The following is a 22,246-nucleotide window of genomic DNA, read 5'->3' as shown; positions in this document are numbered from 1 at the left end:
ATGCCATTTTTTGGATTCATTCCATCTGCAGAATTATTAAATACGATTGAAACTGCACAACAGAAAAAAAATTCAAGTGAGCCGCTGTACCCACTGCGCGACAAAACCGCATTAATGATTAATGAAGAAATCATTGATGCCATTTTAACCGAGTTGGTACGTCGTTTTCCTGCCAGCGATAAACGCGACACTGCCGAAAAACTTGCGGGCTATGTCAAATCTACCGTTGCAGTACTCCTAAAACAATTATTAAGCAAAGCGCCAAATGATGTCGTGAAACAATCGATTGAATTTTCTGAGCGCAGTAGCTTTAAAGATGCAGCAGGCAATGCACGTGTAGGTGAAACGCTCGATGCAAGTTTAGTGACCAACCTGAAACACAACTATGCCGAAATTCAAGCAGGCAATGAAGTGAACAAAGCTGCTTTAACCGAACTATATAAACAGTTTGCAGAAGCGACGGTACGCCACTTTATGAGCGACTTTAACAAAACCCTCGATTTGGGCATGATTAAGCGTAAAGCAGCAGATATTGGCGCAGCAGCGGTAATTAAAGCTGTCCATATTGCGGTGGATAAAATCATCCCAAATTTAACCAAAGAGGAACTCTTGGTTTTAGCGGAATATCACGACACCTTATTCCATCATTAATATCAGTGGGTTTAACTCATAATGCGTTTTAAGCCCTTTTGTTGCATGTTAAGTGCAAAATGCCTGATTTTGATCAGGCATTTTTATATGCAATGCAATATCAGGATATGTCTGCAACTTTTGCACAATCAAGAATAACTTTTTGCACCTAGATTGAATTTTGTTACAAATCCTGCGCGCTTTTTACACATTCTTTGTCTATTTTTGTATAAGTTTTTGCAAACCAGTCACGCATGAATGCTATCTTAGCCGCTTACTTCGCTTTCGCAGTTTGGCCCCAATAGCGGCTTATTCTTCATATATAAGTAGCAACTTATTTACTGCATATAAATAAGTTGTGTAAATCATCAATTTGGAATTTTCCTCAATATGTTCAAACTTGATTTTTATAACAAACTAAAACGTCTTTCTTTACTCATTGGTGCATTTTCTATCACCAGTTTTTGTCAGGCCAATGATTTCCAAAATCATCCGTCTTATGCCAGTTTTAAACAAAAAACCATGCAGACCTATGGCTTGAGTGCAGCACAAGTCGATTGGGCGATGGAAGGCTCTAAAAACTTACCCAATATCATCAACATCATGAACCGCCCAGGCGAAAGTAAGCCTTGGTACGACTATAAAACCAATTTCCTTGCAGAAAGCACTATTCAGCGCGGTGTGCGCTTTAAACAACAATATGCAGACACGCTCAATCGTGCTGAACAGCAATTTGGTGTACCGCAATCCATTATTTTAGGGATTCTGGGTGTAGAAACAGGTTTTGGAAGCAATAAGGGCTCTTTTGTAACCCGTGATGCCCTTGCCACCTTAGGCTTTGGTTATGAACGTCGCGCGGAATACTTTAAAGATGAACTCGCAGCACTGATCGCATGGTCATATAAAGATGGTGTGCCAACTTCTTCAATTGTTGGTTCTTATGCAGGTGCTGTTGGTTATCCGCAGTTTATGCCTAGCAATATTCCAAAATTTGGGGTCGATTATGACGGCAACGGACATATTGATCTACGCAACTCGGCAGTCGATGCCATTGGCTCTATTGCAAACTACTTAGCACAACATGGTTGGCAGCGTAATCAACCCATTGCATTTGCTGCACGGTATACAGGCAACAATCCTGACAGCGTCATCGCCAAAGATTTAACCCTGCCAACACCTTATGGAGTTTTAAAATCGCAAGGTGTGATGCCAATGAATCCAATTGTGCAAATAGATGACCTCGACTTGGTCAATGTCATTCAATTACAAGAAAATTATGGTCATATCTACTATATAACCTATCCAAATTTTCAGGTGATTACGACTTATAACCGTAGCCGTATGTATGCGACTGCACTGTGGTTATTGGGCACTGAAATTGCGAGCCGCTAAGCGCGAGTTCAAACACAAAACCAAAAAGTCAAGAAATATTTTTAACAATTTGATCACAAAACAAACTTTTTAAATATTATGTTACAATGTTGATTATTTTTTAATCAAATAGAGTTGGTTTTTGTCACTTTTTGTCATTATTTTCGTATAAAGACTAGACACCTTTAGTAAGGGGTGAATATTATCCATTTCGTCAAATGTAGTCGAAAAAGTGAAATTACAGACAGGATTACCGCTATTTCAATCAGTTAAGAGCGAAATAAGTTAAAAATTCTGTCTTCAGGAGTTCAAACCATGCATAGTTCACTTAAATACTTACTTGCACTTTCTGCAGCTATTGCCCTAAGTCAGTCGCAAGCTGAAATGGTGCAATCATCATTCAACAATGATAATGAGTCATCTAGCCTAGCTGCGCGTGTACTGAACAAAGAAGCACAAAGTTTTAATTCACATTTCTCAAATTTGAATAGCCTTTCAATCACCGAACGTTCAGGCGACCAAATCCGTCGTCAAACGATTGCAGCGAAAATTGAAATTCCTGCTGAAGAGCCTTCAGTGATTGAAAAGTTAAATACAGTGGCATCGAACACTGTACGTAAATTTAGCCAAACAGGTATGGCATCTTGGTACGGTCGCCAATTCCACGGTCGTAAAACTGCAAGCGGTGAAACGTTCGACATGAACGCAATGACTGCTGCACACCGTAGCCTGCCGCTAAACTGCTATATTCGCGTAACCAATAAAAACAATGGTAAAAGCGTTGTAGTTAAAGTAAATGACCGTGGTCCATTCCATGGCAACCGTGTACTCGATCTTTCTTATGGCGCTGCAAAACAATTGGGCATCACCAATGCAGGTACTGCCAAAGTAAGCATTGAGCGTATTGACGGTCCAAACTCTTAAGATTCGCTTACACGACTTCACATTTGACTTGAAAGCCACAGCAATGTGGCTTTTTTAATGCCTGTAAGATTTACAGTCATCCCATGCATGTCTGCACAAAGATGATCCACACAAATTTTGTTGCCACTTCATTTTGAAAATATGAATACTGTTTTGACCGCCTCACTGTTCTCAGTTATATTTTAGACAGTCAAACAATAACAACGGATGATCGGTCTACAGGAGTAGCACATGAAGACAGTAAGCGAGTGGCTAGATGAATACAGCGAGAGCCATCAAAATAAAACCAATAAATTAATTCACTGGGTGTGCGTACCTACGATCTTTTTTTCGATTGTCGGCATCTTGGCGCATTTCAGCGCTTTACTAACAACATTACTTCTGGTGCTCAGTTTTATTTTTTATGCACGTTTAGACTTGGTTCTTGCAGTTGCAATGGCAGCATTAATGCTGGTAATGGCATGGCTGATTTATGTTTTGCCTGTTGGAATGGGTTTTTATATCGCAATTTTTGTTTTGGCGTGGATTGGGCAGTTTTATGGTCACAAAGTTGAAGGGAAAAAGCCTTCATTCTTCAAAGACCTCCAATTCCTTCTCATTGGCCCAATTTGGTGCATGGATGCCTATTTAGGTAAAATCCTACCCTCTTGGAAAACACGTCGTAAAAACAGCATTATGAGCATTTAAACGCTATATCCTATTTTCGTTATCGGAAGAACCGTTATTGATAGGTTCTTCCTTGATGTTTTAACCATCCGCCCACGTGTTTATTTGCTGGATCATGATGCGTCCAGTGAATCACCCCACCCTTATCTGAGTATTCATATTCACCAAAAAACTCAACAGTATCACCTTTTGCAATATTGGTAATTCGTGGTGCAAGATCAATATTATGTGCAACCAATACAGTTTGCCCATTATTCAGTTTTAAAATAAATTTTTGATGACGTGAGCCTTCGTTGTCATCCGCTAACACTGCAATGACCTGCCCACTCGCACGGACTTGTAAATCGCTCTGTTTGCGCTCAAACGCACGTTCAATCAGCTGAACACCCTGAGCATCATCTTGCAGCGCATCTCGCTGTACGTCTAACTGCTCTTTTTCAGTTTGCGATGTGCGAGCAGTACTTGTAGATGGTTCATTTGATGTTTCAGACTGAAACTGCTGTAAATCTATGCCAAAAATTGCAGCAATTAGCACTACAATAATTGCGCCGATGCTTAAATTCTTTTTATTTGCCATATAACCTTCTTGTTCTGATTCCACCCTATACGATTAAGTCAATTATTCGTAACATACTGATTTAAAATTAATATCTTTAATCTTCATCTCAATATTTATGCCACGATTGCATATTGCCAAAATCTATATTCACAAAAAAGCCCCAAAATAAATTGGGGCTTTCCTTACAAAATATTTTACCTTAAGTAAAAATTATTTTGCAGCAGCTTGAGCAGCAGCAACTTCTTCAGCGAAGCTCATTTCTGCTTTTTTCTCAATACCTTCGCCTACTTCGAAACGAACGAATTGAGCAACAGTTGTACCAGTTGCTTTTAATACTTCAGCAACTTTCTTCTCGTTGTCAATTACGTACATTTGACGATCAAGCGCAACTTCGTTCAAGTATTTTTCAACTGAACCAGTTACCATCTTCTCTACGATGTTTGCAGGCTTACCAGATTCAACTGCTTTCGCTTCTGCAATTTCTTTCTCTTTAGCGATAAGATCAGCAGGAACTTGTTCAGCAGTAACAGCAACTGGGTTGAATGCAGCAACGTGCATTGCAATACCTTTACCAGTCGCAGCATCACCTGTGTAAGAAACAACAACACCGATTTTTAAACCGTGCTTGTACACAGCAAGGTTTTCACCTTCAACGATTTGTGCACGACGAACTTGGATGTTTTCACCAATTTTTTGAACAAGTGCAACACGTGTTTCTTCAACAGTTGCGCCATCTTCAAGTTTAAGTTCAGCAATTTTAGCAGCATCAGTTTCGTTTGCAGCAAGAGCAGCAGCAGCAACTTTCGCAGAGAAACCAGCAAAGTTTTCGTCTTTTGCAACGAAGTCAGTTTGACAGTTTACTTCTAAAAGAATCGCTTTGTTGCCTTCTTGAACGATTGTGATTGCACCGTCAGCAGCAATGTTACCTGCTTTTTTAGCAGCTTTTGCTTGACCAGATTTACGAAGGTTGTCAATCGCTAATTCGATGTCACCGCCCGCTTCTGTTAATGCTTTTTTACATTCCATCATTGCTAGACCAGTACGATCACGCAATTCTTTAACCATGCTTGCTGTAACTGCAGTCATGTTTATCTCCTAAAATCGGTAGAAAATGAATTCTTTTTTTAACAGAAACGGCCCAGAGGGTGTCTCTTGGGCCGTCTGCATACATGACGCTTACTTTGCCACTATCACATGTCGCAAAAATGACAAGCTTACGTCAAAACGCATTAAGCCTCAGAAGCAGGAGCTTCTTCGCCTTTTGCTTGAGCATTGGCTTGAGTTTGAGCGTATTCTTTACCAGCAATGATCGCATCAGCCATTGAAGAAGCGTAAAGTGTTACTGCACGGATCGCATCGTCGTTACCCGGAATAACGTAGTCTACGTTGTCTGGGTTAGAGTTTGTATCTACGATACCGATTACAGGAATACCTAAGTTTTTAGCTTCTTTAATTGCAATTGCTTCGTGATCAACGTCAATTACGAATAATGCGTCAGGTAAACCACCCATGTTTTTCACACCGCCTAAAGCGCGCTCAAGTTTTTCCATTTCACGGCTACGCTCTAAAGCTTCACGTTTAGTAAGCTTAGCAAAAGTACCGTCAGTAGACTGAACTTGAAGATCTTTTAAACGGCTGATAGATTGGCGAAGTGTTTTCCAGTTCGTCAACATACCACCTAACCAACGGTGATCTACATACGGTTGACCAGCGCGTTGAGCTTGTTCACGGATGATTGCAGAAGCAGCACGTTTTGTACCAACGAACAAAACTTTGTTCTTTTTGCTAGCCAATTGGTTTGCAAAGTTCAAAGCATCATTTAACGCAGGAACAGTGTGTTCAAGGTTGATGATGTGAATTTTGTTACGCGCACCAAAGATGTATTGACGCATCTTTGGGTTCCAGAAACGTGTTTGGTGACCAAAGTGTGCGCCAGCTTGAAGAAGGTCGCGCATGCTTACGTTGTAATCTGCCATTTTCTTTACCTTAAAGTTTGGGTTAGGCCTCCATATATCCGCATTCTCCACCCCAAAGGGCACCCAGAGTAATGTGACGATATATGTGCGGATTTTTAATTTCCCTTTTACCAAGCTCTTTGAAACATATTCATAAAAAGCATTTGATAAAATGGGCGGCTATTTATACCATAGTCACACACAAATTTCCAAAAGTTTTTAAAGATCATGAACACAACTTATCAAGCACCTCGTCGACTCATCAAAACCGCAGAAGATATTGAAAAAATGCGCGTGGCAGGACGACTGGCGGCAGAAGTTTTGGAGATGATCAAAGCACACGTTAAACCAGGCGTTACTACGCTCGAACTGGATACGATTTGCCATGACTATATTGTCAATCAACAACAAGCTATTCCTGCCTGTTTAGGTTATGGTGCTGCTCCGGGTCGTCCAGCATTCCAACACACCATTTGCACATCGGTTAACCATGTGGTTTGTCACGGTATTCCGTCAGAAAGTAAAGTGCTGAAGAAAGGCGATATTTTAAATATTGATGTCACAGTCATTAAAGATGGTTTCCACGGCGATACCAATATGATGTATATCGTGGGTGGTGAAACTTCCATTTTAGCCAATCGTTTATGCAAAGTTGCCCAAGAAGCGATGTATCGCGGTATGGCAACCGTTAAACCCGGTTCAACCATTGGTGATATTGGTCATGCGATTCAAAAATATGTTGAATCTGAACGCTTTAGTGTCGTGCGTGAATATTGCGGTCATGGTATTGGGACGACCTTCCACGATGAGCCACAAGTATTGCACTATGGTCAAGCCAACACAGGCATGATTTTAGAAGAAGGTATGACTTTTACCATTGAACCAATGGTCAATGCAGGCGTATGGCAAACCAAATTACTTGGCGATAAATGGACAGTGGTGACCAAAGACCACAAATTATCGGCACAGTTTGAACACACCATTTTGGTCACCAAAGATGGCTTGGAAGTGCTGACTGCCCGCCCTGATGAAGATTTATCACGCTTTACTGCATAACGTGTTTGCAGCCAAAATCTGTCATTGGCTAAAAATTTAACCCGTATGTCAAAAAGATCAGTTCCGACTGGTCTTTTTTATTAATTTCAACGCATACAATTTCTATAAAATCTTTTTATTTCAAACCAATAGAACTTTAAAGCCATCCAATAAAACAAGCATTTTCACGTATTCAACAGTTTAGGATTTAACAAAACACCTGCACACTTTTCCAGTTATTCACAAAAGTTTAAAAAAATATCTTGTAAAAACAACAGTTTTATTTTTCCAGTCCATTTCATAATGCCTTGCATAACAATGCCGTAAATAACAACAAGCAAAATTGGACATGGAGTTCCACAATGAAAAAAACACTATGCTGTTTGGCACTGAGTAGTTTGCCAGTCATCAGTTATGCCAACTCACCTTATTTTAGTTTAAAAGATGGTGATGGTTTTAAACGCTTTTCTGTTTCGGTAGGTGCGCTGCACGTTATGCCACAAGGCAAAGCACAACCTTTTCGGGTCAATACAGCCATTCACAACGGCTACACAGCCGATGTCGGTGAGGTTCAATCTCAAACTGTAAGAGATAATTTACGTGACGGTTTTGAGCCACCCGTATTATTAAGCGGAGCATTAAATTTACTGCCTACCGTACCTGCCAACATGAGTGGACAAGCCACAATTTCAGGTTTGGAGCAATGGGATAATCCCGGCACAGGTTTAGAAGCAGATGATGTCACCACACTGGGTATTATCAGCAACTATTTCTTTACCGATAATATTTCCTTTGAAGTTAAAGGCGGTATTCCACCTAAAGTTGATTTGCAAGGCAAAGGGAAAATTTATGCTCCCTTCTCCGCAATTGCACGTCCATTAGGCGGTGCGTTGGGTGAGCTAGAATTACAAAATGATATTCTCATTACCGATTTAGCAGCACATGGCCCTGCTGCTTCTGCCCGAGCATGGACACCTGCATTTGAGTTTCAATATCACTTTGGCAAAACAGGCGTAAATAAGTTCCGCCCCTATGTTGGCGTCGGTTTGATGTATGCCTATTTCAATGAGTTAGAAATTAATCCACGTACTGAGCAGCACTTGATTGCCGCAGGTCACATGATTGCCAATATTAAAGAAGGAAAAGCGGGCGCATCTTTAGAAGGCACACCAAGTGCAGCCAATCCTAAAGTTGAATTAGATGCCACCGATGCCTTTGCGCCCGTTGCCACTGTCGGTTTTACCTACGACTTTAATGAAAAATGGTTTGCGGTCGGTTCTGTATCTTATGCACATCTTAAAAACGAAACCACCATTACTGTGACCGATGCTAAACACGGCGAACTCATTCACTCCAAAGCCGATATTGAAGTGAATCCGATCATTGCATATGCAGGTTTTGGGATGCGCTTTTAAGCTCTAATTTTACTTTTCCACTTTCAACTAAATTTAAGACGGCTACGGTCGTCTTATTTTTCTTGTACTTCTTAATTAAAGTAATCGTTTCAATCTTAATAACTCAATTTTATCATTTGATGAATTTTATTTTATCGCGATCTGCGGCTGAATCGACTACCATAACAAGCTGTTAGCCATACGTGGATGCCTTATGTCGAATGCTCAATTTTCCAAACCTCTAATTTATATGTTAATTGGAAGTGCCATTATTTTGGCATTATCGCTTGGGGTTCGGCATGCATTTGGTTTGTATTTGGTGCCTATGAGCCATGAATTTGGCTGGGGACATAATGTCTTTAGTTTAGCCATTGCCATGCAAAACCTGATTTGGGGTGCAGTCCAACCCATCACAGGTGCTTTTGCAGACAAATACGGCAGTAAAATTGTAGTTGCAGTTGGTGGTGCACTGTATGCACTCGGCTTATTGCTCATGGCCGTCAGCTCGACTGGGTTATTGCTAAATTTAAGTGTGGGTTTAATTTTAGGATTGGCTCTTTCTGCGACATCATTCCCAGTATTACTTTCTGCAGTGGGTCGTGCAGCTCCACCAGAAAAGCGTAGCCTTGCAATGGGTATTGCCAGTGCTGCAGGCTCGTTTGGGCAATTTATTATGTTGCCATCGACCTTATTGTTATTACAAAATGTGGGCTGGTCGGGCGCATTAATTGTCAGTGCGATTTTAATTGTCTTGATTGTTCCTTTGGCATGGATGCTCAAAGCACCCATGTATCAAAACCCTAATGCAAGTTCAGTCAGCCAACCCGCTTTAGGCTTTAAACAAGTTTTGGTGATTGCCAAAAACCATAAACCCTTTTGGTTTTTAGCTTTGGGCTTTTTTGTCTGTGGTTTTCAAGTGGTGTTTATCGGGATTCACTTACCTAGCTACTTAATCGATCATGGCTTTAATGCAACCACAGGCACAGTTTTTCTAGCACTCGTGGGTTTATTTAATATTGTAGGCACTTATACGGCGGGTTGGTTAGGTGGTCGCTATTCCAAACCACACTTGCTGATGTGGCTTTACGGACTACGCGGTATTGCCATTATTGCCTTTTTAATCCTGCCTTTAAGCATCTGGACAATTTATGCATTCGGGATCATTATGGGTTTGTTGTGGTTATCTACAGTGCCTTTAACCAATGGTATTGTGGCAAATATGTTTGGAATTAAATACCTGACCATGCTCAGTGGCATTGTGTTTTTCACACACCAAGTCGGCTCTTTTTTTGGTGGATGGCTTGGCGGTTTAAATCACGACCTGACAGGTAACTATAATGTTATCTGGATTGTTTCTATTGCTTTAAGTGCGTTTGCGGTCTTGGTACATTTTTGGGTAGATGAGGAGCACGTCATTCATGATTAATTCTTTATTGAATTTTAAAGTATTGCTCACACTCGCAATCACTGCCCTTTTTGGCTTGTCGATTTTTTTATGGATGCAAACGCCACAACTGTTTGAATATTTTAATCAGGCGTTTTGTGCGCATTAAAACCCAATCTCTAAAATATTAAGTCTATTTTGCTATTCAAAATTCCGCTTTAGACATGGAGCGTCTTATGCAGATTCAATTGCATCGTGGAAGACTGATTGACCATATTCATCTTGTGGTGAGTGACCTTGAAGCAAGTCGAGCATTTTATACCGCCATCTTGGCAGTGTTGGATATTCCAGTTATGGGAACAGCCAAGGATCACTTTTGGGCAGATGAACTTTTTATCTCCTCAGTAAAAAGTCCTGCCGCACAAGGCATACTCACTGGGCGTCATCATCTCGCCTTTCAAGCTAAAAATCGTGAAATGGTCAATGCTTTCTATCTTGCAGCATTGGCACATGGCGGCAAGTGCAATGGCAAACCTGATGAACGTGCTTATCATCCTGGTTATTATGCAGCTTATGTACTTGATCCTGATGGTAACAATATTGAAGCTGTCTTTCATGGCGAAACGCCACGCAGTGCGGCATCAGTCATAATTGATATTTAACGCTCAATGTTCCACAAATCAACTTTCCCTCAATGCATAAATTTCCTTACAGCAAGTCAATAAAAAAACACCCCACAAGAATGATCTTATGAGGTGTTCTAAATTTTCTATTTTGCAGTCAGCAGAATCTGCTTAAAACAAACGATTCATCCCATTCAAGGTCGCCACACGATACGCTTCCGCCATGGTTGGATAGTTGAATGTGGTTTCCACAAAATACTTAATGGTATTGTTCGGGCTGTTCATCACCGCCTGACCAATGTGGATAATCTCTGCCGCATTATTACCAAAGCAATGCACACCCAATACTTCTAAAGTGTCACGGTGGAATAAAATCTTCAATTCACCCACTGTATCACCCGTAATTTGCGCACGCGCTAAATGACGGAAAGATGCCTGACCAACTTCATAAGGAATTTTTTCTTCCGTCAATTCCTGCTCAGTTTTACCAATCGAAGAAATTTCTGGAATGGTATAAATACCTGTTGGAATATCGGTCACAGGCGCAACATTTTCTTCGCCACTCATATTTGCACCCGCGCAACGACCTTGGTCATAGGCAGCTGATGCCAACGAAGGCCAACCAATTACATCGCCCGCAGCATAAATATTCTCTACTTCGGTTTGATATTGATCATTGACTGTTAACTGACCACGGCTGTTTGGCTTAAGTTCGACATTTTCAAGACCTAAACCATCGGTATTACCCGAACGACCGTTACACCACAAAATCGCATCGGCTTTGATTTTCTTGCCACTTTGCAAATATAAAACCACGTGATCATCAAAAGTTTCTAAATGATCAATTTGCTCATTGTGGCGAATCAGCACCCCTTGCGCACGCAAGTGATATGACAAGGCATCTGAAATTTCATCATCCAAATAGCTGAGCAATTTGTGCTGAGTATTAATCAAATCAACTTTATGATCTAAACCAATGAAGATGGATGCATATTCACAACCAATCACACCCGCGCCATAAATAATAATTTTTTGAATCGAGAAATCCAAATCCAAAATTTTGTCTGAATCAAATACACGTGGATGGTTGAAATCCAACATTTCTGGACGATATGGACGGCTACCTGTCGCAATCACAATTTGCTGACACATAATGGTTTCTTTAATGCCATCTGCACCAAATACCAAGACCGTATTTTTATCTTGGATATAAGCACGACCATGATAAATCGCAATTTCATTACGGTCATAAAAGCGAGAGTGCGTTTCAACTTGCTGCTGAATAACTTTATGCGCACTTTGCAACACTTGCTTCATGGTGAACTGACGCCAATCGCCCATTTTTTTAAACATTGGGTCACGGCGATAACGGATAATATTCGACACTGTCTGACGCAATGCTTTACTTGGAATGGTACCCACATGGGTACAGTTACCGCCAAGCTGCTCACGAACATCTACAATCGCAACACGCTTACCAGATTTGGCAAGTTTCATTGCCGCGCCTTCACCCGCAGGGCCTGAACCGAGAACAACCGCATCGTACTTCACGAAAGTTCCACTAACGACCTCTTTTTTACGTGGCATTCAACGCTCCTTTTCTTTAAATCTGTCTTTTCAATGGGCTATATTATGACGTAAATCTTTTGAATTTTCTGTATTTACTGTGCATATATTACGTGATAACCACATTTTTTATATGAATATCGTTTTTACCCAATTTAAGCACAATTTCGTTATAATAACCGTCTTATGATGAAGTTAAGGTGACATTTTACTTTTGCACTTAGATTCGGTTTAATCAGACTCTATTTCACGTAAAATCTAGCCTACACTAAATCTCTCCCCTTTCAAAAACAGTGGAAAAGTTGAATATGTCTGCAAACCGTAAACCAGAACAGGGTGTCAAACTTCGTGGTGCTGAAAAAGTCGCACGTATTCCTGTAAAAGTTGTTCCTACGGTTGAAACGCCTCGTAAACCTGACTGGATTCGGGTCAAAATGACGGCACCAGAAGAAGTTCAACGTATTAAAACCACTTTGCGTCAGCAAAAATTGCACACCGTTTGTGAAGAAGCCGCTTGTCCAAACCTTCCAGAATGCTTTGGTGGTGGTACAGCAACCTTTATGATCATGGGTGATATTTGTACCCGTCGCTGCCCGTTTTGTGATGTTGCGCATGGTCGTCCAAATGCACTAGATCCTGAAGAACCTCGTCACATGGCAGAAACCATTGCCAACTTAGGCTTAAAATATGCCGTGATCACCTCTGTAGACCGTGATGACTTGTTAGATGGTGGTGCACAACATTTTGTCGATTGTATTAAAGAAGCCCGCTCTTTAAGCCCAAATACGTTGTTAGAAATTTTGGTGCCAGACTTCCGTGGTCGTATGGATATTGCACTACGCATTATGACCGAATGTCCGCCAGATGTTTTTAACCACAACATTGAAACTGTGCCACGCTTATATAAAGCCATGCGTCCGGGTTCAGACTATCAGCACTCTTTGAACTTGCTGAAAATGTTTAAAGAATATTGCCCAGATATTCCAACCAAATGCGGTTTGATGGTAGGTTTTGGAGAATCTGAAGAAGAAGTTATTGCACTGTTAGATGATCTTAAAGCGCACGATGTAGATTATGTGACCATTGGTCAATATTTACAGCCATCTAAAGAACATGCGCCAATTGACCGCTTTGTAACACCTGAAGAATTTGAGCGTTATACAGCGCATGGTCAAAAGTTAGGTTTTAAAAATATTTGGGCTGCGCCAATGGTACGTTCAAGTTATTTTGCAGACCGTCAATATTATGGTGAACCTGTACCAACAGTACGTCGTAAAGCCGACCCTGCTAAAAAAATTAGCGTGCAAACCATTGAAGCTTAACACTCGCTTATTTCAAAATTTGCGATAAAGCTAAAACAGCCCCGACTTTATGTTCGGGGTTTTTTATACCTTGTGGATATATTAAAAATAGATAGATGTGAATATTTTTTGATGGTCTACGACCAAGTGCGCATGGTGTCATCGCCATAAATTGTTAATCTATGCACTTAATCTATACACCGAGCTCAAACAATAAAACAGGGATAGTAAAATGTCACAACAAGACTATGACAATGGCTTAAAAGTTCGCACTGAAGTCATGGGCGAAAGCTTTGTAAAACGCGCACAGGACAACACTGTACCATTTACCCAACCTTTGCAGGACTGGATTAATGAACATGCATGGGGTTCAACTTGGCAACGTGAAGGTGTGTTACCACGCAAATATCGTTCCTTAATTACTATCGCCTTTTTAACTGCTTTAAAAAGCCCGACAGAGCTTAAAGGACATATTCGTGGTGCGCTAAATAACGGGGCAAGTGTCGAAGAAATTCAGGAAGTCTTGTTACACAGCTTGCCTTATTGTGGCGCACCTGCAACTCAGGAAGCTTTTCGCGCAGCGTTGGAAGTTTTGGCAGAACATACTGCAAATACTTAAACGCAATCTAAATCAAAAAATATAAACGCTCGACATTTCACTAAAACTATTTGGTGAAATGTCGGTAGAGTTGAGTTTTAAATCCAATACACATTAAAGCTATAAAAGAACTCATTTAACTCAAAGCGCACCTGATAACCCAAATCAGTCAGCTGTGCCGATAAATTTCGAATATCTTCTAAAGGTAAATGTTTTGGCAGCACAGTAAAAACTGCGGTATTGCCCTGCTTGGCATTCTCTTCGATTAAAGACGCCAAACGCTGCTTATATAATTCAATATCTAGCTTGGCATGATCTGAATAAACTTTTGCTTGTTCAGCAGTTAAAAAATTTGCCATCTTATTGTTCTCATTATGACCATGTTTAACATTCAGCATATTGAAACTTGACGATATGGCTCAAGTGATTTTTTGTTATTGTCTGCATAAACGCATGATCAATTAACCCTAATTTTTTAAAAAAATCACACCGAAGATGGCTTTTTCCCAGCAGACCTTTTAGGCTATCGCACAATCTTATGTTGTAATTTTGCTGGATGACATTATGTCAGAATCTGTTTCAATCTCCCCTGCGCTAATGAACCGCGCCATTGCAGGACAAGCCGATGCCCAATTTGAAATGGCGGTGCTGTATATGCAAAGCGATTTTAATGAAGATATTGAACTTGCCGAACAATGGGCGCTCAAAGCTGCCGCAAACGGACATATCGAAGCCATGTATTGGCTTGGTGAAGGCTATACCGTATATGCCAAAGATGTTCTAGAAGATGACCCTGAAGATGCTAAACAACATTTTGAAGATGCTTTTGTCTGGCTCAAAAAAGCCAGTGATGCACAACACCCTGCCGCTATTTTAGAGTTGGCAGGCTACTACCGTCGTGGTGATGTGGTTGAACAAGATGTCGCTCGCTCTGTGGCATTGGTACAGCAAGCAGCAGAATTGGGCGAAGTACAAGCCATGCGTGACCTTGCTTTTATTTATGCAAATGCTTTGGGTGTAGATGCTGACGAAAATAAAGCTGAATATTGGACACAAAAAGCCGATGCAGCGGAGTAATTTATTTGTCTAGCCAATCAATTGATGGGCTAGACAATTTTTGCATGACTCGAATCGTCATTGAATAAAGCTTAGACTTTGAATAACACTTAGACTTCGACCACAATTACTTGTCTGCAAATGCCCTCTTGCTGACGCTGTTGTTCAAACACAGCCGCAGGCATCGGCTCAAAACTGTCAAAGAAACAAATTTCAGCATCATCAATAGAATATAGCAATGAGTGATTGCCCACGCCTTCTAAAGTGTCGTAGTAGACAATTACAAATTTATTTTCATCAAATGCGTGCTGAATTTGCTGATAGCCGATTGCCGCCAATACAGGCAATTTAAGCTGTTCAGCTTCGGCATAACTTAACTTTTCTGCATCTTGTAAATCTGGGTCAGGGTCAGTATAAAACTGCACATTAAAGCCAAACTTTTTCAGTCCAACAGCCAAACCAATTGTGGTTGTGCCCTGCTCTGGCGTATAACCACACACTTCAATCAATTGTTGAATATCGGCATCAATTCCTAAGTGTCGTAGCAACATCCACACTGCGTAAATCCCGCCGTTGGCTTCTAAATTTGCCAACTCTTGAGGAAGCTCTAAAGCCATCATTCAATCTCAAAAATATGTTTGTAGTGATAATAAACAAAACATGATTGGAACTGAATCAATTTCCAAGTACAATATCGCGCTAGTCGAGGGATGCTGCGACGTTTTACAGGCACGAAATGTAAAATCGCCAGGCTCGACCAGCATAGCAACGCGTTTGCTATGCAAGAAACGGCATCCGCGAACTGAATGATCAATTGTTTTTTATAAGGAGATCGTGATGAACGCGGTTAATGCTTCATTTACAGATTATAAAGTTGCCGATATCACACTAGCTGATTTTGGTCGTAAAGAAATCAAACTTGCAGAAGCAGAAATGCCAGCCCTTATGGGTTTGCGTAAGCGCTACTCAGCTGCAAAACCTCTTGCAGGCGCGAAAATTCTCGGCTGTATCCACATGACCATTCAAACTGCTGTTTTAATTGAAACGCTAGTTGAATTGGGCGCAGAAGTTCGTTGGACTTCTTGTAACATCTTCTCTACTCAAGACCACGCTGCTGCAGCAATTGCTGCTTCAGGTGTGCCTGTTTTTGCTTGGAAAGGCGAAACTGAAGAAGAATATGTATGGTGTCTTGAACAACAAATTAATGTAAATGGCACACCATGGGATGCCAACATGATTTTGGACGATGGCGGTGACTTAACTGCACTTGTTCACGAAAAATATCCTGCATTATTAGAGCGCATTCACGGCATTACTGAAGAAACCACTACGGGCGTACAACGTCTAATTGAAATGTGGAAAGATGGTTCTTTAAAAGTGCCTGCAATTAACGTCAACGACTCTGTGACTAAATCTAAAAACGACAATAAATACGGCTGCCGTCACTCACTCAACGATGCGATTAAACGTGGTACAGACATGTTATTGTCTGGTCGTCGTGCATTGGTTATTGGTTATGGTGATGTAGGTAAAGGTTCTGCACAATCTTTACGTCAAGAAGGCATGATTGTTCGTGTTTCTGAAATTGACCCAATTTGTGCAATGCAAGCATGTATGGATGGTTACGAAGTTGTATCTCCGTACAAGAATGGCGTACAAACAGGCAATAAAGCAGACGTCAACCTAGAGCTTTTAGAAAATACTGACTTGATTGTGACTACAACAGGTAACTATCACGTGTGCGACGCAGCAATGCTAGATACACTTAAAGCAGGCGCTGTTGTATGTAACATTGGTCACTTCGATACTGAAATCGACACCAACTACTTACGTGGTTATAAGTGGGTTGAAGTGAAGCCACAAGTACACCAAGTGTATCGTTCAGAAAACGAAAACGATTATTTAATCTTGCTTTCTGAAGGTCGTTTAGTGAACTTGGGTAACGCAACAGGTCACCCATCACGTATTATGGATGGTTCATTTGCTAACCAAGTATTGGCACAAATGCACTTATTTGCAGAGAAATTTGCCGATCTTCCTGCCGATCAAAAACAAGCGGCAATTCGTGTTGAAATCTTACCGAAAAAACTAGACGAAGAAGTTGCTGCTGCAATGGTTGCTGGTTTTGGTGGTGTATTAACACAATTGACTCAAGTACAAGCGGACTACTTAGGTGTAGCTGTTGAAGGTCCGTTTAAATCGGATGCTTATAAATACTAAGTTTTTAATCCTTCTCCCTAACCCTCTCTCATAGGGAGAGGGAATGATTCATTGTTTAATGAATGTATTCGAGGGTAAGTCCTCTCCTGAGCAAGTTTAAAGCATTGCTTTTAAACCCAGCGCAAGAGAGGATTTAGGAGAGGTGAAAAAATATAAATAAGTATTTATAACAAGGATTTAATCATGACCAAACAAGTTCCTATTTCATTTGAATTTTTCCCATCTAAAACCGATGTAGGTGCAGAAAAACTCAAAGTTGTGCATCAAGAATTACAACTTTTAAATCCAGAGTTTTTTTCTATCACTTATGGTGCAGGTGGTTCTACTCGTGAACGTACTTTATCGACCATTAGCGACTTCAATGGCAAAGGCACACCTGTAGCGCCGCACCTGTCTTGTATTGGTGATGACAAAGCGCGTATTGCTGAATTGCTTGATATTTATAAAGCACAAGGCATTGACCGCATTGTGGCTTTGCGTGGTGATTTACCTTCAGGTCAAGTTGGTTTAGGCGAATTGCCGTATGCGTCTGACTTGGTGCGTTTTATTCGTGAACATTCAGGTGATCATTTTCACATTGAAGTTGCGGCTTATCCTGAAATGCATCCACAAGCAGACCACTTTGATCAAGACATTAAAAACTTTGTCACCAAAGTAAATGCTGGTGCCAATGCTGCCATCACCCAGTTCTTTTTTAATCCAGATGCGTACTTTTACTTTGTAGAACGTATTCAAAAGCAAGGTGTGAATATTCCTGTTGCGCCTGGCATTATGCCGATTACCAATGCCAGCAATTTAATTCGCTTTGCAGATGGTACAGGTGCAGAAATTCCACGCTGGATTCGTAAGCAATTAGCAACCTATGGTGATGACACAGCTTCAATCAAAGCCTTTGGTCATGAAGTGATTATTAAACTGTGCGAACGCCTGATTGCAGGTGGTGCACCAAGTTTGCATTTTTACACCATGAACAACACCGAACCGACTCGTCAATTAGTGACAGATCTTGGTTTGGCTTAAGCTGTATTTTTCATATTTATTGACTTGAACGAGTAATCCCTATGCCCCGTTTTTATATTGAGGCTGAATTAGTAGTAGATACGCAAGTTGAACTGACTGAAACAGTATTTCATCACTGGGTGAAAGTACTACGCGCACAAGTCGGTGAAACCGCCACCTTGTTCAATGGGCAAGGTGGTGAATATGAAGTGGAACTGGTTGAAGTTACCAAAAAAACAGCGCAAGTGCAGATTAAAAGTTTTAATCCAGACAATCGCATCCCAAGCTTTAGCGCCTTATTAGGACAAGTAATGAGCAAAGGCGATCGTATGGATTATGCGATTCAAAAAGCGGTAGAGCTTGGCGTGACTAACATTCAGTTGCTCACCTCTGAACGCTGTGAAATGCGCTTAAAATATGACCGCGATCAAAAAAAATTAGATCATTGGCAAGGTATTGCCATTGCAGCCTGTGAACAATGTGGCATGAATATCGTACCGAAAATTTTAGCCCCACTACGTTTAGAGGACTGGCTGAATAGTGACCTTCCTACCACCAAATTAGTGTTAGCACCGAATAAAGATCAAGTAGATGTGCTAAACAATGTCAGTAAAGATTTGGCTTTATTAATTGGGCCTGAAGGTGGTTTAAGCGAAACAGAAATTAGCGCTGCCAATGCGGTTGGCTTTCAAAACTGGTGTATTGGTACTCGGGTATTACGCACTGAAACCGCACCTGTGGTTGCTTTAGCTCTCTTAAATTATCGCTTGGCTGAGTAATTTATCCGTTTTTACAGAAATCGATTGCCAATAACATTGCAATTTATAAAGTACAGGATTAATCTCGAACAATATATTAAAAAATTTGCATAAAATTTAAACACAAAACAGCAATATTTTATGCATGAACGTGATGTTATTTAAGAAAATATAAATGTTGGAATCATTTAACTAGATTTTGGGGAAGTATGTCAGACGCTCAAGATGAATTGTTGCAGCAATACTTAGATGCTGCGCAAATCACCAATACCATTCGGCTTATTCGATTCTTTTTGGTCAGCATCCTGATTGTTTGCCTGTATGTGTTTTTTATTTATCAAATTTCTTTCTCACATTCATCACCCTACCTCAATATCTGGTTTATTCTCACTGAACTGACCATTGGTTCGTGTTTACTGCTCACAGCAGTTCACTTTAAAGCGGGACAATATCAACTCCAACAAGCACATCGTTGGTTAAAATTGGTGTGTTTCTTGATCGGAACAGCAATCGCGGTTGGGGTAAGTTTACTGTATTACTTTTTACCTCAGCAAAACCCTGAACTGAGCAACTATGAAGCGATTATTTTAGCGGCCTTATTAATTATTGTGAGTCAAACCTTTGCCCTCACCTTTTTAACGCAGCGCTTGAGTTATTTTTGCTGGGTATTCATTCCAGTGATTACACCCTATATTGTCGCACAGTTTTTAGTTCACTCCGAAACTTCCGCTTTCTTTTTTCTCGCGACAAATTTTGCCTTAATTACCTTACTGATTTGTGCCAATACTTCAATGCACATGCATCGTCGTTTATCGAGCGTCTATTTTAAGAACGACCAACTCAAAAAAGCCGCAGAGCAACAAGTCGGCTGGACAGATCAACTCTGCCAACAATTACAAGTTGAAATGAACAAGTCCAAAGATATTGAACTTCAACTGCAATTTAACAATCAAATGCTAGAACAAAAAGTAAGAGAACGTACCTTTGACTTAGAACAAACGCACCAAGATTTAATCAATCAACAACATAGTTTAATTTTGGCACATGAAGCCGCAGGTCTAAAAGCATGGGACTGGAATATACGGCAACGCAGTATTGTATTTGGTAGTGGCGCACAGCAAACTCCTTTAGAGAATACTAAACAGCATCGGAATAAATTACAGCAACTGATTCACCCTGATGATATTCCGCACTTTCACCAAACCATGAAACAACATTTACGGGGTCTAACTGAACGCTATCAAGCCACATATCGCGTACAACATAGTTCAGGTCAATGGTATTGGGTGCATGATATTGGGCGGGTGATTGAGCGTGATCCTGTCACCAATAAACCTTTACGCATGGTGGGGATTCGCCGTGACATTCACCAAGAACGGATTGGGCAAGAACGCTTAAAACTCACTGCCAGCGTACTTGAACAGGCAGCCGAAGGTATTTTTATTTTAGATGAAAACCTACGCTATATTGAAGCCAATCCATTCTATGCACAAATGAGCGGATTTAAACGCGACCATATTTTAGGTAAATATCTGTTTGATTTAGTCAAATCCAACAAAGCAAATCCACGCATGACACAAGAGGAAATTGTTCAACAATTGCTCAACAAGGGTGAATATCATACTGAAAAGAGTATAAAATTCCGCTCAGGAAAAGAATTAGAAGTTCGTTTGCATATCAATGCAGTCAAAGATGAGCAAAACCGCATTATTAATTATATTGGGATTGTGTCTGATTTAACCGAACATAAATTACAAGAACAGCGTCTATCCTATTTAGAAAATTACGACCCACTGACCGACTTGCCTAATCGCTTTTACTATAATTATCAACTACATCAATATCTTATTTCGCAGCAAGATTCATTGCAGCAATTGGCGGTCATTCGACTCAATATTGACCGTTTCAGACCTTTAAATGAATATTTAAGCAATAATGGTGGCGATGAATTACTCCGTCAAGTGGCGCAGCGTTTACGCATCACCAATGCCGAAGCGCTGTTTGTCGCGCACTTAAATGGCGATGATTTTGCAATTGTGTATGAAATTTCTCATATTCGCCCTTCTATACAGCAGCACTGTGAACGCATCGCCAAAGCCTTTAATTTGCCGTTTAATGTGCAGGGACAAGAACATATTATTACCCTATCGATGGGGGTTTCCCTCTATCCTGAACATGGACGCCAGTTGGATTATCTAAATAATTGTGCTGAACAAGCCTTGTCTGAGGCTAAGCGTTTAGGTGGCAATACCATTAAATATTACACTTTAGACAACACCAAACTGCTAGAGCAGGATGTACATTTAGAGCGTGACTTACGCCAAGCCATTAAAAATGATGAATTAATTGTATATTATCAACCTAAAATTGATTTCCATAATTATCAGGTGATCGGGTTTGAAGCATTGGTGCGCTGGCAGCATCCAACCAAAGGCATTATTCCACCCAACCTATTTATTCCTATTGCGGAACAAACCAGTTTAATTTCCGATATTGGTCGGGTTGTAATTCAACAAACTGCCAAGCAAATTCGTGAATGGAATCTGTTAGGTTTTGATCATATCCAAGTATCGGTTAATGTAGTTGCACAACAACTGCAACGTGGTCAATTGCTGCAAGATTTAGATGATGCGATTAATACCTATCAAATTTCAGGTGCAAGCTTAGAATTAGAAATTACCGAATCCTCTTTAGTGGAAAACTCCACAACCGTGAAGTCTTTATTAGATGAAATTAAACAACGTGATATTCATATCGCCTTAGATGATTTTGGTACAGGCTATTCTTCACTTTCTTACTTAACAGACTTCCCAATTGACAGTTTAAAAATAGACCGTAGCTTTGTTTCTAAAATTGGGAATACCAAACAAGAAGCCATTGTTAGTGCCATGATTGCTATGGGCAAAGCCATGGGCATGAGTGTGGTGGCTGAAGGGATTGAAACTGAGCAACAACTGCAATATTTGCAGAATTTAAATTGTGATATTGCGCAGGGGTATTTATTCTCTAGGCCTTTGCCTGAAAGTGAAGCGACCCAATTTCTAAAAGCCAATTTAGTATCGCGCGCTTATCGCTCCTTAATCTGAAACTAGACCCAAAAGCTCTAAGTTTGTTCTAAAAATAAACAGTGACGTCTGTGCTAAGGGGGCAAGTAATGGTATATTCGATAAGATTCATAAAAAAACCACCAGCATCGCTGGCCAACTT

The 22,246-nt window shown here is 40.5% G+C and carries 22 protein-coding genes; 16 read left to right on the top strand and 6 right to left on the bottom strand.

Going from position 1 to position 22,246, the window contains the following annotated elements; all coding sequences use genetic code 11:
• The 4 genes from FTU39_RS08635 to FTU39_RS08620 all read left to right on the top strand — a co-directional run bounded on the left by FTU39_RS08635 (nt 1) and on the right by FTU39_RS08620 (nt 3,612).
• The gene (locus FTU39_RS08635; protein ID WP_070152374.1) at nt 1-651 is read left to right on the top strand and encodes a hypothetical protein; all 651 of its coding nucleotides are present in this window, start codon (nt 1-3) and stop codon (nt 649-651) included.
• A gap of 369 nt (nt 652-1,020) precedes the next feature.
• Nucleotides 1,021-2,022, top strand: a complete 1,002-nt coding sequence (gene mltB, locus FTU39_RS08630; protein WP_096902392.1) for a lytic murein transglycosylase B — start codon at nt 1,021-1,023, stop codon at nt 2,020-2,022.
• Between the two features lie 294 nt (nt 2,023-2,316).
• Nucleotides 2,317-2,925 carry a septal ring lytic transglycosylase RlpA family protein gene (locus tag FTU39_RS08625; protein ID WP_179996093.1) on the top strand — a complete coding sequence of 203 codons (609 nt, stop codon included), beginning with the start codon at nt 2,317-2,319 and terminating at the stop codon, nt 2,923-2,925.
• Nucleotides 2,926-3,156: 231 nt separating this feature from the next.
• Complete coding sequence (locus FTU39_RS08620; RefSeq protein ID WP_004972797.1) at nt 3,157-3,612, top strand: DUF962 domain-containing protein; 456 nt, start codon at nt 3,157-3,159, stop codon at nt 3,610-3,612.
• A 34-nt stretch (nt 3,613-3,646) separates the two neighbouring features.
• On the opposite strand, the gene FTU39_RS08615 is transcribed toward FTU39_RS08620, so the two are convergent.
• The 3 genes from FTU39_RS08615 to rpsB all read right to left on the bottom strand — a co-directional run bounded on the left by FTU39_RS08615 (nt 3,647) and on the right by rpsB (nt 6,126).
• Nucleotides 3,647-4,168 carry a DUF3465 domain-containing protein gene (locus FTU39_RS08615; RefSeq protein ID WP_180052011.1) on the bottom strand — a complete coding sequence of 174 codons (522 nt, stop codon included), beginning with the start codon at nt 4,166-4,168 and terminating at the stop codon, nt 3,647-3,649.
• 192 nt (nt 4,169-4,360) lie between these two features.
• Complete coding sequence (gene tsf, locus FTU39_RS08610; protein ID WP_004972793.1) at nt 4,361-5,236, bottom strand: translation elongation factor Ts; 876 nt, start codon at nt 5,234-5,236, stop codon at nt 4,361-4,363.
• 143 nt (nt 5,237-5,379) lie between these two features.
• Complete coding sequence (gene rpsB, locus FTU39_RS08605; RefSeq protein ID WP_004972791.1) at nt 5,380-6,126, bottom strand: 30S ribosomal protein S2; 747 nt, start codon at nt 6,124-6,126, stop codon at nt 5,380-5,382.
• A gap of 207 nt (nt 6,127-6,333) precedes the next feature.
• On the opposite strand from rpsB, the gene map reads away from it, so the two are divergent.
• The 5 genes from map (at nt 6,334) to FTU39_RS08585 (ending at nt 10,580) form a co-directional block, all read left to right on the top strand.
• Nucleotides 6,334-7,161, top strand: a complete 828-nt coding sequence (gene map / locus FTU39_RS08600; RefSeq protein WP_004972787.1) for a type I methionyl aminopeptidase — start codon at nt 6,334-6,336, stop codon at nt 7,159-7,161.
• Nucleotides 7,162-7,502: 341 nt separating this feature from the next.
• A complete protein-coding gene (locus tag FTU39_RS08595) occupies nt 7,503-8,555 on the top strand; it encodes an OmpW family protein (protein ID WP_180052010.1) in 1,053 nt (350 codons plus the stop codon).
• 193 nt (nt 8,556-8,748) lie between these two features.
• On the top strand, nt 8,749-9,960 hold the full coding sequence (locus FTU39_RS08590; protein ID WP_180052009.1) for an MFS transporter: 1,212 nt from the start codon (nt 8,749-8,751) through the stop codon (nt 9,958-9,960).
• Nucleotides 9,953-10,087 (top strand): hypothetical protein, encoded by a 135-nt coding sequence (locus FTU39_RS13845; protein WP_019836563.1) that lies wholly within the window; start codon nt 9,953-9,955, stop codon nt 10,085-10,087. Before FTU39_RS08590 ends, FTU39_RS13845 begins: the two co-directional genes overlap by 8 nt.
• A 67-nt stretch (nt 10,088-10,154) precedes the next feature.
• Complete coding sequence (locus tag FTU39_RS08585; protein WP_136144686.1) at nt 10,155-10,580, top strand: VOC family protein; 426 nt, start codon at nt 10,155-10,157, stop codon at nt 10,578-10,580.
• A gap of 132 nt (nt 10,581-10,712) precedes the next feature.
• Here FTU39_RS08585 and sthA read toward each other — a convergent pair whose 3' ends face one another.
• Complete coding sequence (gene sthA, locus FTU39_RS08580; protein WP_042068765.1) at nt 10,713-12,128, bottom strand: Si-specific NAD(P)(+) transhydrogenase; 1,416 nt, start codon at nt 12,126-12,128, stop codon at nt 10,713-10,715.
• A 287-nt stretch (nt 12,129-12,415) separates the two neighbouring features.
• Here sthA and lipA point away from each other — a divergent pair, with 287 nt between their 5' ends.
• Both lipA and FTU39_RS08570 read left to right on the top strand, forming a co-directional pair.
• The gene (gene lipA, locus FTU39_RS08575; RefSeq protein ID WP_180052008.1) at nt 12,416-13,429 is read left to right on the top strand and encodes a lipoyl synthase; all 1,014 of its coding nucleotides are present in this window, start codon (nt 12,416-12,418) and stop codon (nt 13,427-13,429) included.
• 211 nt (nt 13,430-13,640) lie between these two features.
• Entirely contained in the window at nt 13,641-14,027 is a 387-nt protein-coding gene (locus FTU39_RS08570) for a carboxymuconolactone decarboxylase family protein (protein WP_004972770.1), read from the top strand.
• A gap of 77 nt (nt 14,028-14,104) precedes the next feature.
• On the opposite strand, the gene FTU39_RS08565 is transcribed toward FTU39_RS08570, so the two are convergent.
• Nucleotides 14,105-14,365 carry a hypothetical protein gene (locus FTU39_RS08565; RefSeq protein WP_004972768.1) on the bottom strand — a complete coding sequence of 87 codons (261 nt, stop codon included), beginning with the start codon at nt 14,363-14,365 and terminating at the stop codon, nt 14,105-14,107.
• Between the two features lie 205 nt (nt 14,366-14,570).
• Here FTU39_RS08565 and FTU39_RS08560 point away from each other — a divergent pair, with 205 nt between their 5' ends.
• Nucleotides 14,571-15,083, top strand: coding sequence for a tetratricopeptide repeat protein (locus FTU39_RS08560; protein WP_004972766.1), 513 nt, complete (start codon nt 14,571-14,573; stop codon nt 15,081-15,083).
• Nucleotides 15,084-15,172: 89 nt separating this feature from the next.
• Here FTU39_RS08560 and FTU39_RS08555 read toward each other — a convergent pair whose 3' ends face one another.
• Nucleotides 15,173-15,679, bottom strand: a complete 507-nt coding sequence (locus FTU39_RS08555) for a cysteine peptidase family C39 domain-containing protein (RefSeq protein ID WP_178319510.1) — start codon at nt 15,677-15,679, stop codon at nt 15,173-15,175.
• Between the two features lie 220 nt (nt 15,680-15,899).
• Here FTU39_RS08555 and ahcY point away from each other — a divergent pair, with 220 nt between their 5' ends.
• From ahcY to FTU39_RS08535, 4 genes are all read left to right on the top strand, one after another.
• Complete coding sequence (gene ahcY / locus FTU39_RS08550; RefSeq protein ID WP_004972762.1) at nt 15,900-17,282, top strand: adenosylhomocysteinase; 1,383 nt, start codon at nt 15,900-15,902, stop codon at nt 17,280-17,282.
• Between the two features lie 183 nt (nt 17,283-17,465).
• Nucleotides 17,466-18,302: a methylenetetrahydrofolate reductase [NAD(P)H] gene (gene metF, locus FTU39_RS08545; RefSeq protein ID WP_004972760.1), complete on the top strand. Its 837-nt coding sequence runs from the start codon at nt 17,466-17,468 to the stop codon at nt 18,300-18,302.
• 41 nt (nt 18,303-18,343) lie between these two features.
• The gene (locus FTU39_RS08540; protein WP_154320509.1) at nt 18,344-19,060 is read left to right on the top strand and encodes a 16S rRNA (uracil(1498)-N(3))-methyltransferase; all 717 of its coding nucleotides are present in this window, start codon (nt 18,344-18,346) and stop codon (nt 19,058-19,060) included.
• A 188-nt stretch (nt 19,061-19,248) separates the two neighbouring features.
• Entirely contained in the window at nt 19,249-22,125 is a 2,877-nt protein-coding gene (locus FTU39_RS08535) for a bifunctional diguanylate cyclase/phosphodiesterase (protein WP_180052007.1), read from the top strand.
• Nucleotides 22,126-22,246: the final 121 nt, after the last annotated feature.

This window comes from Acinetobacter sp. YH12099 (assembly GCF_013419195.1).
Lineage (GTDB): Bacteria > Pseudomonadota > Gammaproteobacteria > Pseudomonadales > Moraxellaceae > Acinetobacter > Acinetobacter towneri.
This window is presented reverse-complemented; position numbering and strand designations above follow the sequence as displayed.

Bases quoted from the DNA above. Each gene is read 5' to 3' on its own strand.
- FTU39_RS08565 (WP_004972768.1), bottom strand. From the start codon at position 14,365: ATGGCAAATTTTTTAACTGCTGAACAAGCAAAAGTTTATTCAGATCAT.
- sthA (WP_042068765.1), bottom strand. From the start codon at position 12,128: ATGCCACGTAAAAAAGAGGTCGTTAGTGGAACTTTCGTGAAGTACGAT.
- lipA (WP_180052008.1), top strand. From the start codon at position 12,416: ATGTCTGCAAACCGTAAACCAGAACAGGGTGTCAAACTTCGTGGTGCT.
- map (WP_004972787.1), top strand. From the start codon at position 6,334: ATGAACACAACTTATCAAGCACCTCGTCGACTCATCAAAACCGCAGAA.
- metF (WP_004972760.1), top strand. From the start codon at position 17,466: ATGACCAAACAAGTTCCTATTTCATTTGAATTTTTCCCATCTAAAACC.
- tsf (WP_004972793.1), bottom strand. From the start codon at position 5,236: ATGACTGCAGTTACAGCAAGCATGGTTAAAGAATTGCGTGATCGTACT.
- FTU39_RS08590 (WP_180052009.1), top strand. From the start codon at position 8,749: ATGTCGAATGCTCAATTTTCCAAACCTCTAATTTATATGTTAATTGGA.
- FTU39_RS08635 (WP_070152374.1), top strand. From the start codon at position 1: ATGCCATTTTTTGGATTCATTCCATCTGCAGAATTATTAAATACGATT.
- FTU39_RS08595 (WP_180052010.1), top strand. From the start codon at position 7,503: ATGAAAAAAACACTATGCTGTTTGGCACTGAGTAGTTTGCCAGTCATC.
- FTU39_RS08570 (WP_004972770.1), top strand. From the start codon at position 13,641: ATGTCACAACAAGACTATGACAATGGCTTAAAAGTTCGCACTGAAGTC.
- FTU39_RS13845 (WP_019836563.1), top strand. From the start codon at position 9,953: ATGATTAATTCTTTATTGAATTTTAAAGTATTGCTCACACTCGCAATC.
- mltB (WP_096902392.1), top strand. From the start codon at position 1,021: ATGTTCAAACTTGATTTTTATAACAAACTAAAACGTCTTTCTTTACTC.
- FTU39_RS08560 (WP_004972766.1), top strand. From the start codon at position 14,571: ATGTCAGAATCTGTTTCAATCTCCCCTGCGCTAATGAACCGCGCCATT.
- FTU39_RS08585 (WP_136144686.1), top strand. From the start codon at position 10,155: ATGCAGATTCAATTGCATCGTGGAAGACTGATTGACCATATTCATCTT.
- FTU39_RS08555 (WP_178319510.1), bottom strand. From the start codon at position 15,679: ATGGCTTTAGAGCTTCCTCAAGAGTTGGCAAATTTAGAAGCCAACGGC.
- FTU39_RS08620 (WP_004972797.1), top strand. From the start codon at position 3,157: ATGAAGACAGTAAGCGAGTGGCTAGATGAATACAGCGAGAGCCATCAA.
- FTU39_RS08625 (WP_179996093.1), top strand. From the start codon at position 2,317: ATGCATAGTTCACTTAAATACTTACTTGCACTTTCTGCAGCTATTGCC.
- ahcY (WP_004972762.1), top strand. From the start codon at position 15,900: ATGAACGCGGTTAATGCTTCATTTACAGATTATAAAGTTGCCGATATC.
- FTU39_RS08615 (WP_180052011.1), bottom strand. From the start codon at position 4,168: ATGGCAAATAAAAAGAATTTAAGCATCGGCGCAATTATTGTAGTGCTA.
- FTU39_RS08540 (WP_154320509.1), top strand. From the start codon at position 18,344: ATGCCCCGTTTTTATATTGAGGCTGAATTAGTAGTAGATACGCAAGTT.
- FTU39_RS08535 (WP_180052007.1), top strand. From the start codon at position 19,249: ATGTCAGACGCTCAAGATGAATTGTTGCAGCAATACTTAGATGCTGCG.
- rpsB (WP_004972791.1), bottom strand. From the start codon at position 6,126: ATGGCAGATTACAACGTAAGCATGCGCGACCTTCTTCAAGCTGGCGCA.